Genomic DNA, 10,881 nt, shown 5'->3' with positions numbered 1-10,881 from the left:
TTCGGGGGGGGGGGTTACCCGCCCCCCTTCGCCCCCCGTGTGTGTGCGGGCCCGCGACCATCAGGTCGCGGCCCTCACTCGTTGCACGCATCACAGGCCTCAACTCGTCGTGTTCGCGGCGTTACGGACAGATGTGGGGCAGATCTCGTCAGGATGACATACCCCCATGTCAGGGCTCCGTCACCGCACCGGAATCAGTAGTTCCGGTGCCCTCGCACGGCCTCCTCGCATGGCTGATGACCAGGTACGCGACTAGCGTCGTACTAAAATTCAAGGCTTGTTTGGAGCTGGACCGGAATATCCCCAGGCATACCTGCGGGCCCACCAGCTCCCCGGACGCTCCGGGAACGACACGTGAGGACCCGATGGCAGCCCTCGAGCAAGGCCCCGCACTCGCGCTGTTCGACGAGGAGGTGCGCGCGGAGTTCGGCGACCCGGCGCGCTTCTCCGCCTCCGTCGCCGCCTCGCCGCGCACGCTGGTCGACATCCTCGACGCCACCGTACGGGCCCACCCCGACGAGCCCGCCCTCGACGACGGCCACCGGGCCCTCACCTACCGTGCCCTCGCCGTCGAGGTCGAGGCCCTGCGGCGGCGGCTGAGCGACGCCGGGGTGGGCCTCGGCGACCGGGTCGGTGTCCGCGTCCCCTCCGGCACCAACGAGCTGTACGTCGCCGTCCTCGCCGTACTGGCCGCCGGCGCGGCCTATGTGCCGGTGGACGCCGAGGATCCCGACGAGCGGGCCGAGCTGGTCTTCGGCGAGGCGGAGGTGCGGGCCGTCATCGGAGCCGGGCACCGGCTGACCGTCGACGGCACCTCCGAGATGCCCGCCACGCGGCCCGGTGTCGAGCACGACGCCTGGATCATCTTCACCTCCGGGTCCACGGGCAGGCCCAAGGGCGTGGCCGTCAGTCACCGCAGCGCCGCCGCGTTCGTCGACGCCGAGGCGGAGCTGTTCCTCACCGAGGACCCGATCGGGCCCGGTGACCGGGTCATGGCGGGCCTGTCCGTCGCCTTCGACGCCTCCTGCGAGGAGATGTGGCTGGCCTGGCGGTACGGCGCCTGTCTGGTGCCGGTGCCGCGCTCCCAGGTGCGCAGCGGCGCCGACCTGGGGCCCTGGCTGGTCGAGCAGGAGATCAGCGTCGTCTCGACCGTGCCGACGCTCGCCGCGCTCTGGGAGCCGGAGGCCCTCAATGACGTACGGCTGCTGATCTTCGGCGGTGAGGCCTGCCCGCCCGAGCTGGTCCAGCGGCTGGTGACCGAGGGCCGCGAGGTGTGGAACACCTACGGGCCCACCGAGGCGACCGTCGTCGCCTGCGCCTCCCTGATGACCGGCGAGGAGCCGATCCGGATCGGGCTGCCGCTGAACGGCTGGGAGCTGGCCGTGGTCGACGAGGCCGGCGAGCCCGTGGCCATGGGCGAGAGCGGCCAGCTGGTGATCGGCGGGGTCGGGCTCGCCCGGTATCTCGACGCAGAGAAGGACGCGGAGAAGTACGCGCCGCTGAAGTCGCTCGGCTGGGAGCGGGCGTACCGCAGTGGTGACCTCGTCAAGGCCGAGCCGGAGGGGCTCATCTTCCTCGGGCGGGCCGACGAGCAGATCAAGCTCGGCGGGCGCCGCATCGAGCTCGGCGAGGTCGATGCGGCGCTCCAGGCACTCCCCGGTGTGGCGAGTGCCGCCGCCGCCGTCCGGACCGCCCGCAGCGGCAATCAGCTGCTCGTCGGCTATGTCGTGACCCAGGAGGGCTGGGACCAGGCCGCCGCCGTCGAGAAGCTGCGCGCCGAACTGCCCGCGGCCCTCGTCCCGCTGCTCGCCCCGGTCGCGGACCTGCCGACCCGCACCTCGGGCAAGGTCGACCGGGGCGCGCTCCCCTGGCCCCTGGAGGGCCTGGAGACCGGCGGTGCGAAGGAACAGCTCTACGGCACCGAGGCCTGGCTCGCCGAGCAGTGGAGCGAGGTCCTCGGCATCCCGGTCGGCAGCGGGTCCGACGACTTCTTCGCGATCGGCGGTGGCAGCCTCGCCGCCGCCCAGCTCACCACCCGGCTGCGCACCCGCTATCCCAGCGCCGCCGTGCTCGACATCTACCAGCAGCCCGTCCTGCGCAAGCTTGCCCGGCACCTGGAGAAGTCCGCGCAGGACGACGGTGCCGAACGGGTCATCGCCCCGGTGCCGCTGCGCACCAAGGTGGCCCAGCTGTTCCTGCTGATACCCCTGTTCACACTGATGGGGCTGCGCTGGACCGTGGCGCTGGCCGCGCTCGGGAACGTACTGCACTGGTTCGGTCCGTACCCCTGGGCGCCGAGCGCCCCGTGGTGGCTCGTCGGCGCCGGGGCGGTCGTGCTCCACAGCCCGCCTGGGCGGCTCGCGATCGCCGCGGGCGGGGCGCGGCTGCTGCTGCGCCGGGTGAAGCCCGGGCGCTACCCGCGCGGCGGAAGCGTGCACCTGCGGCTGTGGACCGCCGAGCGGCTGGCCGAGTTCAGTGGCGCGGCCTCGCTGACCGGGTCCTGGCTGGAGCGGTACGCGCGTGCCCTGGGCGCCAGGATCGGCACGGACGTCGATCTGCACTCGCTGCCGCCGGTGACCGGCATGCTCAAGCTGGGCCGGGGTGCCGCCGTCGAGTCCGAGGTGGACCTGTCGGGGTACTGGCTGGACGGGGACCGGCTGGAGATCGGGCAGGTCAAGGTCGGCGCCGGTGCGGTGGTCGGGACGCGCAGCATCCTCTTCCCGGGCGCGCGCGTCGGCAAGCGGGCCGAGGTGGCGCCGGGCTCGGCGGTCGCCGGGCAGGTTCCCACCGGGCAGCGCTGGGCCGGAGCGCCCGCCGGCAAGCTCGGCAAGGCGAAGCGCGCCTGGCCCAAGGAGCGTCCGCGCCGGGGCACGTACTGGCGGGCGATGTACGGCGCGACCGGTTTCGCGCTGACCGCACTGCCCGTCCTCTCGGCCGTCGCCGCACTTCTGGTGGCTCATCTGTTCGTGAGCGCGGACGCCGGGCTCGGTGCGGCCCTGCACGGCGCGGTACTCGCGCTGGTCCCGGCCACGCTCGCCTTCGGGCTCGCGTACGCGCTGCTGCTCCTGGTCGGTGTACGTCTGCTCAGCCTGGGTCTGCGCGAAGGCACGTACCCGACGCACAGCCGGATCGGCTGGCAGGCCTGGACCGTCACGCAGTTGATGGACCGCTCGCGCGACACGCTGTTCCCGCTGTACGCCGGGCTGATCACGCCGGTGTGGCTGCGGCTGCTCGGTATGAAGATCGGCCGGGGCGCCGAGGTCTCCACCGTCCTCGCGCTGCCGAGTCTCACCACCGTGGGCGAGGGCGCCTTCCTCGCCGACGACACCCTGACCGCGCCGTACGAGCTGGGCGGCGGCTGGATGCGGATCGGGCGTGCCGAGATCGGCCGCCGGGCCTTCCTGGGCAACTCCGGGATGACCGCGCCGGGCCGCAGCGTGCCGGACGGCGGGCTGGTCGGGGTGCTGTCGGCGACCCCGAAGAAGGCGAAGAAGGGCAGCTCGTACCTGGGGCTGCCGCCGGTGAAGCTGCCGCGCTCGACGCAGGACGGCGATCAGAGCCGCACCTACGACCCGCCCGCGCGGCTGCTGTGGGCGCGGGCGCTCGTGGAGCTGTGCCGGATCGTGCCGGTGTTCTGCTCGGCGGCGCTGGCGGTACTGACCGTCGCCGCGCTGAGCGTGCTGGGCGTCTGGGCGCCGCTGCTGGCCGGGATCGTGTTCCTGTGCGTCGGCGTGCTCGCCTGCCTGACGTCGATCGTGGCGAAGTGGCTGCTGGTCGGCCGGCACCGGGCGGGCGAGCACCCGCTGTGGAGCGGTTTCGTGTGGCGCAACGAGCTGGCGGACACCTTCGTCGAGGTCGTCGCCGTGCCGTGGCTGGCCGGATCCGTGCCGGGTACGCCGCTGATGACGGCGTGGCTGCGCGGCCTCGGCGCCAGTATCGGCAAGGGCGCATGGATCGAGAGTTACTGGCTGCCCGAGACGGACCTGGTGACCCTGGAGGACGCGACCACGGTCAACCGGGGCTGTGTCCTGCAGACCCACCTCTTCCACGACCGGATCTTGCGGACGGATACTGTTGTCCTCCGTGAGGGCGCCACTCTGGGCCCGGGCGGAATCGTCCTTCCCGGCAGCACAGTCGGGGCGCGCAGCACGCTGGGACCCGCGTCGCTCGTCATGGCGGCGGAATCCGTCCCCGACGACACCCGCTGGCTGGGCAACCCGATCGAGGCATGGCGTTCCTAGGCGCGGCCCGTGCGGCGTCCGGGGACGGTGCACCGGCACGTCGTACGAGCACAGCGCAGGGAGCAGACGCAAGCGTGAGCGTTCAGCAGACAGTGGGTTCGGACCCGTACTTCCCGGCCAACGGTGATCCCCGTTACCGGGTGCACCGGTATGAGCTCGCGCTGGACTATCGCCCCGGCCCCAACCGGCTGTCCGGCACCGCGCGGCTCAACGCCATAGCGGGCCGGGCTCCGCTCGCCGAGTTCCAGCTGAACCTGGCCGACTTCCGGATCGGCCGGGTCCGGGTCGACGGCAAGGCACCGCACTACACGCACCGGGGCGGCCGGCTGCGCATCCGCCCGCCGAAGCCGATACGGGCCGGGGCCGCGTTCACCGTGGAGGTGCACTGGTCGGGCAACCCCAAGCCGGTCGCCAGCCCCTGGGGCGAGCTCGGCTGGGAGGAACTGGAGGACGGGGCGCTGGTGGCGAGCCAGCCGATCGGCGCGCCCTCCTGGTACCCGTGCAACGACCGCCCCGCCGACAAGGCCGCGTACCAGATCTCGATCACGACGCCGTCGGCGTACTCGGTGGTGGCGGGCGGCCGGCTGCTCACCCGCACGACGAAGGCGTCGACGACCACCTGGGTGTACGAGCAGGCGGCGCCGACCTCCAGCTATCTGGTCGGGATGTCGATCGGGAAGTACCAGACGGTGCTGCTCGGTGACCCCGGGCTCGGTGGCGTACCGCAGACGGGGCATCTGCCCGCGCACCTGCTCGGCGCGTTCTCCCGGGACTTCGCGCGGCAGCCCGCGATGATGGAGCTGTTCGAGCAGATCTTCGGGCCGTATCCGTTCGGCGAGTACGCCGTCGTGGTGACCGAGGAGGAGCTCGATGTCCCCGTCGAGGCACAGGGGTTGTCGCTGTTCGGCGCCAACCACGTGGACGGGGCGCGGGGTTCGGAGCGGCTGGTCGCGCACGAGCTGGCGCACCAGTGGTTCGGCAACAGCGTGTCCATCGCGGACTGGCGGCACATCTGGCTGAACGAGGGCTTCGCGAAGTATGCCGAGTGGCTGTGGTCGGAGCGGTCGGGAGGCCGTACGGCTCAGCAGCTGGCCGCTCTCGCGCACCGCAAGCTGTCCGGGCAGCCGAAGGATCTGGTGCTGGCCGACCCGGGCCGCAAGCTGATGTTCGACGACCGGCTCTACGAGCGCGGCGGGCTCACCCTGCACGCGCTGCGCTGCGCGATGGGCGACGACGCCTTCTTCCGCATGCTGCGCGGCTGGGCCGCCCTGCACCGGGGCGGCGCGGTCACGACGGCGGTGTTCACCGCGCATGCCGCCCGGTACTCGGCCGAGCCGCTGGACGACCTGTTCGGGGCCTGGCTGCGTACGGCGAAGCTGCCGCCGCTGCCCACCCTGGCCGCACCGGTCGCGCCGATGCCGGCCCGCCCGACGTACCCGCCGACCAACGCCGACTCGGCGTAGGCCCTGGGCCCCTCCGGGCTGGGAGAGAATGGCGGTCATGACCAGTCGTAGCTGCCCGTGCGGGCTGCCCGAGCCGTACGCGCGGTGCTGTGGGCGCTTCCACCGCGGTGAGGCGCTCGCGCCGACCGCTGAGCGTCTGATGCGGTCGCGGTACTGCGCCTTTGTCAAGGAGGACGAGGGGTATCTGCTGCGGACCTGGCATCCGCGGACGCGGCCGGCGCGGGTCGAGTTCGATCCGTGGATGCGGTGGACGGGGCTGGAGATCCTCGACACGGGGCAGGGGTCGGCCTTCCACTCCGTGGGGACCGTGACCTTCCGGGCCTCCTACCGGGGCGGTTCGCTGCACGAGCGGAGCCGGTTCGAGCGGGTCGACGGGGCCTGGGTGTACGTGGACGGCGACTTCCTGGAGTAGGACGTCTACGGCGCGAGGATGTCCAGTTCCTGGAGCGCGCCGACCGTGATCTGGCGGGTGAGTTCCTCGGCGCGGGACGCGTCGCCCGCGCGGACCGCCTCCGCGACCTGGACGTGCAGGGTGACGGCGGCCGGGTCGGGATCCTCGAACATCACCTCGTGGTGGGTGCGGCCCGCGAGGACCTCGGCGACCACGTCACCGAGGCGGGCGAACATGTCGTTGCCGGAGGCGTTGAGGATCACCCGGTGGAAGGCCACGTCGTGGACGAGGTACTCCTCCAGCTTGTGGCCGCGCGAGTTGGCCACCATGCCGAGGGCGCACTCGGTGAGCTCCGCGCACTGAGCGGCGGTGGCGTGCCGGGCGGACAGGCCCGCGGCGATCGGTTCTACGGCGGAGCGCAGCACGGTGAGCGAGCGCAACTGGTGGGGGCGGTCGGCGCCGGCCAGCCGCCAGCGGATGACCTGAGGGTCGAACACGTTCCATTCCGCCTTGGGGCGGACCGTGACGCCGACGCGGCGGCGGGACTCGACCAGGTACATGGACTCCAGCACCCTGACCGCCTCGCGCATCACGGAGCGTGACACCTCGAAGCGCTGCGCGAGCTCGTCGGTGCGCAGCACGCTCCCCGGCGGGTACTCGCCCGCCGTGATCGCCGGCCCGAGGGACTCCAGTACATGTCCGTGCAGCCCCCGGCCCCGTGTGGTCATGGGGTCAGCGTACGAGGCGGAGCCCTGGAACAAAAAGTCAGACTTATATGTCACACACTCTTGAATTCGTCGTACCTAATGAGTTTCAGTGTCGTCGACATCAGATGTCGACGAAGACAGTCACGCGACAGTGACGTAGACAGTGAGGCAGCGATGAGCACCCCCCATGTCGTCGTGGTCATGGGCGTCGCAGGTACCGGCAAGACCACCATCGGTCCCCTGCTTGCGGCCCGGCTCGGCGTTCCGTACGCCGAGGGCGACGACTTCCACCCGCAGGCCAACATCGCCAAGATGTCGGCCGGGACCCCACTGACGGACGACGACCGCTGGCCCTGGCTGGACGCCATCGGCCGTTGGGCGCACGACCGGCACGGGCTCGGCGGAGTGGTCAGCAGTTCGGCGCTCAAGCGCAGCTATCGCGACCGGCTGCGGGCCGAGGCGCCCGGGGTCGTCTTCGTCCATCTGACCGGTGACCGCGCGCTCATCGAGGACCGGATGTCGCACCGCCAGGGGCATTTCATGCCGACGGCGCTGCTGGACTCGCAGTTCGCCACCCTCCAGCCGCTGGAAGCGGACGAGGCGGGTGTCTGCGTGGACGTCTCCGGCGACCCCGGGGAGATCACCGAACGGGCCGTGACCGCACTCCAGGGGCTTGCCCAGCCCTCGCTCTAACACCTTTCCCACGTACGTTTCTCAAGCAAGGGACCACCGTGACCAGACTCAGTGTCGAGATGCTGGCAGCGGACGCAGTCGAGCCGATCACCTCGGCGGGCCATGCTCAGCTGGGCATCGCCGTGCTGGCGGGCATCGCCGTCATCGTCCTGCTCATCACCCAGTTCAAGCTGCACGCATTCCTGGCCCTGACCATCGGCTCGCTCGCCCTCGGCGCCTTCGCCGGGGCCCCGCTGGACAAGACCATCACCAGTTTCACCACCGGCCTCGGCGCCACCGTCGCCGGTGTGGGCGTCCTGATCGCGCTCGGCGCGATCCTCGGCAAACTCCTCGCCGACTCCGGCGGCGCCGACCAGATCGTCGACACCATCCTCGCCAAGGCCGGCGGCCGCGCCATGCCCTGGGCGATGGTGCTGATCGCCTCGGTGATCGGTCTGCCGCTGTTCTTCGAGGTCGGCATCGTGCTGCTGATCCCGGTCGTGCTGATGGTCGCCAAGCGCGGCAACTACTCCCTGATGCGCATCGGCATCCCCGCCCTGGCCGGCCTGTCCGTGATGCACGGCCTGATCCCGCCGCACCCCGGCCCGCTGGTCGCGATCGACGCGGTCAAGGCCAACCTGGGCATCACGCTCGCGCTGGGCGTCCTGGTCGCCATCCCGACGGTGATCATCGCGGGCCCGCTCTTCTCGAAGGTCGCGGCCCGCTGGGTCGACGTCCCGGCCCCCGACCGCATGATCCCCACCCGCGCCTCCGAAGAACTGGACAAGCGTCCCGGCTTCGGCGCCACCCTCGCCACCATGCTGCTGCCGGTCGTCCTCATGCTGTCCAAGGCACTGGTCGACATCATCGTGGACGACCCCACCCACATGGTGCAGCGCGTCTTCGACGTCGTCGGCTCTCCGCTGATCGCCCTGCTCGCGGCCGTGATCGTGGGCATGTTCACCCTCGGCCGCGCGGCCGGCTTCACCAAGGACCGCATCTCGACGACCGTCGAGAAGTCCCTCGCCCCCATCGCGGGCATCCTGCTGATCGTGGGCGCGGGCGGCGGCTTCAAGCAGACCCTGATCGACTCCGGGGTGGGCCAGATGATCCTGGACATCTCCAAGGACTGGTCGATCCCCGCGCTGCTGCTCGCCTGGCTGATCGCGGTGGCCATCCGCCTCGCGACCGGCTCCGCGACCGTCGCCACCATCTCGGCGGCCGGTCTGGTCGCGCCCCTGGCGGCCGACATGTCGACCGCCCACACCTCGCTCCTGGTCCTCGCGATAGGCGCCGGCTCGCTCTTCTTCAGCCATGTCAACGACGCCGGCTTCTGGCTGGTCAAGGAGTACTTCGGCCTCAGCGTCGGCCAGACCGTCAAGACCTGGTCCGTCATGGAGACGATCATCTCGGTGGTGGCGGGCGGGCTGGTCCTGCTGCTGTCGCTGGTCATCTAGGGGTACGAGGGCGAGAGACGGGAGTACGGGGATGAGTCACCCCCTGTTCGACATCAGTGGTCGCAGGGCCCTGGTCACCGGCTCCAGCCGGGGCATCGGGTTCGCGCTGGCCCGCGGGCTCCTTGAGGCGGGCTGTACGGTCGTCCTGAACGGGCGGGACGCCGGCCGGCTCACCAAGGCCGCGTCGGAACTGCCCGGCGACGTCCACACCGCGGTCTTCGACGTCACGGACGGCCCCTCGGTGGCCGCCGGAATAGCGGACGTCGAGGACCGGGTGGGCCCGATCGACATCCTCGTCAACAACGCGGGCATGCAACTGAGGGCCCCGCTCCTGGAGTTCACGGACACCGACTGGCACCGGATCCTGAACACCAACCTGACCAGCGCGTTCCTGGTCGGCCGCGAGGCGGCACGGCGGATGACGGAACGCGGCCACGGCAAGATCGTCAACATCTGCTCGTTGCAGAGTGAGGTCGTCCGTCCGGGCATCGCCCCGTACGCGGCCACCAAGGGCGCGCTGAAGATGCTCACCAAGGGCATGTGCGCGGACTGGGGGCAGTACGGGGTGCAGGTGAACGGGCTCGGCCCCGGTTACATCGAGACGGAGCTGACCCAGCCCCTCGTCGAGGACGAGGAGTTCAGCGCCTGGGTGCGGCGGCGTACCCCGGCCGGGCGGTGGGGCCGCACGGAGGACCTGGTCGGCGGGGTGCTCTTCCTCGCCTCGCCCGCGGCGGACTTCGTGAGCGGGCAGGTGCTGTACGTCGACGGCGGTATGACGAGTGTGCTGTGAAACGGACCGCGCGGTGAGAGCGGTGAAAGGGGCCTGACGATGCTCGGCTGTGTGATTCACGGGCAGGGTGACCTGCGGGTCGACGAACTGCCGGTCCCGTCCGCCGGGCCCGGCGAGGCGCTCGTGGCCGTCCGGTACGGCGGGGTGTGCGGGTCCGACCTCCACTACTGGCGGCACGGCGGCGTCGGGGACTTCCGCCTGCGGGAGCCGATGGTGCTGGGCCACGAGGTCGTGGGGACGGTGCTGTCGTACGGCGACGGGGCCACCGGTCCCGCGCCGGGTACGGCCGTGGCCGTGCACCCGGCGACCCCGTGCGGGGTGTGCCCCGAGTGCGCCGACGGACGGGCGAACGTCTGCCGGGACACCCGCTACCTGGGCAGCGCGGCGCGCACCCCGCATGTGCAGGGCGGGTTCGCCGCCCAAGTGGTGGTGCCCGCCCGGCAGTTGAGGGAGCTGCCCGCGGGGCTCCCGCTGCGGCGGGCGGCGCTCGCCGAGCCGCTCTCGGTGGCGCTGCACGCCGTCCGGCGGGCCGGTGCGGTGAAGGACCGGCATGTCCTGGTGACGGGGGCCGGGCCCATCGGCTGTCTCGTGGTGGCCGCCGCCAAGGCCGCGGGCGCGGCCCGGGTGACCGTGACGGACCTGCTGCCGCAGGCGCTGTCGTACGCCGTCGCGGCGGGCGCGGACGCGGTCGTACGGGCCGACGATCCCGCCGGTCCCGGGTGGCCGACGGAGGTCGACGTGGCCGTCGAGGCGTCCGGGGCGGCCGCGGGCCTCGACACCTGCCTGCGCCTGGTACGGCGTGGCGGGGTCGTCGTCCAGCTCGGCATGCTGCCGCCGGGACAGAGCCCGTTCGCGGGGAACCTGATGGTGAGCCGGGAGATCGAGCTGCGGGGCGCGTTCCGCTTCGACGAGGAGTTCGACGACGCGCTGGTCCTGCTCGCGGCCGAGCCCCGATTCGACTCCCTGGTCAGCGCGGTGGTCCCGCTGAGTGAGGCGGAGTCGGCGTTCACCCTGGCCGCGGACCGCGGCCGCTCGTGCAAGGTGCTGCTGGACTTCGAGGGCCGGCACTAGGTCCTGTCGTCAAATTCCCGTCGTCGCCCGGAGGGCGGCTCCGCGGCGTCAGGTGCGTGCTCTCGGCGTGCCGGGCCCTGACCCTCGTA

8 protein-coding genes are annotated in these 10,881 nt (G+C 71.8%); 7 read left to right on the top strand and 1 reads right to left on the bottom strand.

Annotated elements, in window-relative coordinates:
* Positions 1-365 precede the first annotated feature (365 nt).
* The 3 genes from ABZ656_RS47650 to ABZ656_RS47640 all read left to right on the top strand — a co-directional run bounded on the left by ABZ656_RS47650 (position 366) and on the right by ABZ656_RS47640 (position 6,116).
* Positions 366-4,241, top strand: a complete 3,876-nt coding sequence (locus ABZ656_RS47650) for a Pls/PosA family non-ribosomal peptide synthetase (RefSeq protein ID WP_360277454.1) — start codon at positions 366-368, stop codon at positions 4,239-4,241.
* 74 nt (positions 4,242-4,315) lie between these two features.
* On the top strand, positions 4,316-5,704 hold the full coding sequence (locus ABZ656_RS47645) for a M1 family metallopeptidase (RefSeq protein WP_101406069.1): 1,389 nt from the start codon (positions 4,316-4,318) through the stop codon (positions 5,702-5,704).
* Positions 5,705-5,741: 37 nt separating this feature from the next.
* Entirely contained in the window at positions 5,742-6,116 is a 375-nt protein-coding gene (locus ABZ656_RS47640) for a YchJ family metal-binding protein (RefSeq protein ID WP_180362577.1), read from the top strand.
* Between the two features lie 5 nt (positions 6,117-6,121).
* On the opposite strand, the gene ABZ656_RS47635 is transcribed toward ABZ656_RS47640, so the two are convergent.
* Positions 6,122-6,823, bottom strand: a complete 702-nt coding sequence (locus ABZ656_RS47635; protein WP_101408250.1) for a FadR/GntR family transcriptional regulator — start codon at positions 6,821-6,823, stop codon at positions 6,122-6,124.
* 153 nt (positions 6,824-6,976) lie between these two features.
* On the opposite strand from ABZ656_RS47635, the gene ABZ656_RS47630 reads away from it, so the two are divergent.
* The 4 genes from ABZ656_RS47630 to ABZ656_RS47615 are packed head-to-tail and all read left to right on the top strand — an operon-like array spanning position 6,977 to position 10,792.
* On the top strand, positions 6,977-7,495 hold the full coding sequence (locus ABZ656_RS47630; protein ID WP_101406067.1) for a gluconokinase: 519 nt from the start codon (positions 6,977-6,979) through the stop codon (positions 7,493-7,495).
* Between the two features lie 38 nt (positions 7,496-7,533).
* Entirely contained in the window at positions 7,534-8,931 is a 1,398-nt protein-coding gene (locus ABZ656_RS47625; protein WP_101406066.1) for a gluconate:H+ symporter, read from the top strand.
* A gap of 31 nt (positions 8,932-8,962) precedes the next feature.
* Entirely contained in the window at positions 8,963-9,721 is a 759-nt protein-coding gene (locus tag ABZ656_RS47620; RefSeq protein WP_360277448.1) for an SDR family oxidoreductase, read from the top strand.
* A 39-nt stretch (positions 9,722-9,760) separates the two neighbouring features.
* Positions 9,761-10,792 (top strand): L-idonate 5-dehydrogenase, encoded by a 1,032-nt coding sequence (locus tag ABZ656_RS47615; protein ID WP_101406064.1) that lies wholly within the window; start codon positions 9,761-9,763, stop codon positions 10,790-10,792.
* Positions 10,793-10,881: the final 89 nt, after the last annotated feature.

The sequence above is a fragment of the Streptomyces sp. NPDC007095 genome, assembly GCF_040634475.1.
In the GTDB taxonomy this organism is placed as follows: domain Bacteria; phylum Actinomycetota; class Actinomycetes; order Streptomycetales; family Streptomycetaceae; genus Streptomyces.
Note: the sequence above shows the minus strand (reverse complement) of the source record. Positions and strands in the feature narration are given on the sequence as shown.

Coding starts and splice junctions, on each gene's coding strand:
- ABZ656_RS47640 (WP_180362577.1), top strand. CDS start 5,742: ATGACCAGTCGTAGCTGCCCGTGCGGGCTGCCCGAGCCGTACGCGCGG.
- ABZ656_RS47630 (WP_101406067.1), top strand. CDS start 6,977: ATGAGCACCCCCCATGTCGTCGTGGTCATGGGCGTCGCAGGTACCGGC.
- ABZ656_RS47635 (WP_101408250.1), bottom strand. CDS start 6,823: ATGACCACACGGGGCCGGGGGCTGCACGGACATGTACTGGAGTCCCTC.
- ABZ656_RS47615 (WP_101406064.1), top strand. CDS start 9,761: ATGCTCGGCTGTGTGATTCACGGGCAGGGTGACCTGCGGGTCGACGAA.
- ABZ656_RS47620 (WP_360277448.1), top strand. CDS start 8,963: ATGAGTCACCCCCTGTTCGACATCAGTGGTCGCAGGGCCCTGGTCACC.
- ABZ656_RS47650 (WP_360277454.1), top strand. CDS start 366: ATGGCAGCCCTCGAGCAAGGCCCCGCACTCGCGCTGTTCGACGAGGAG.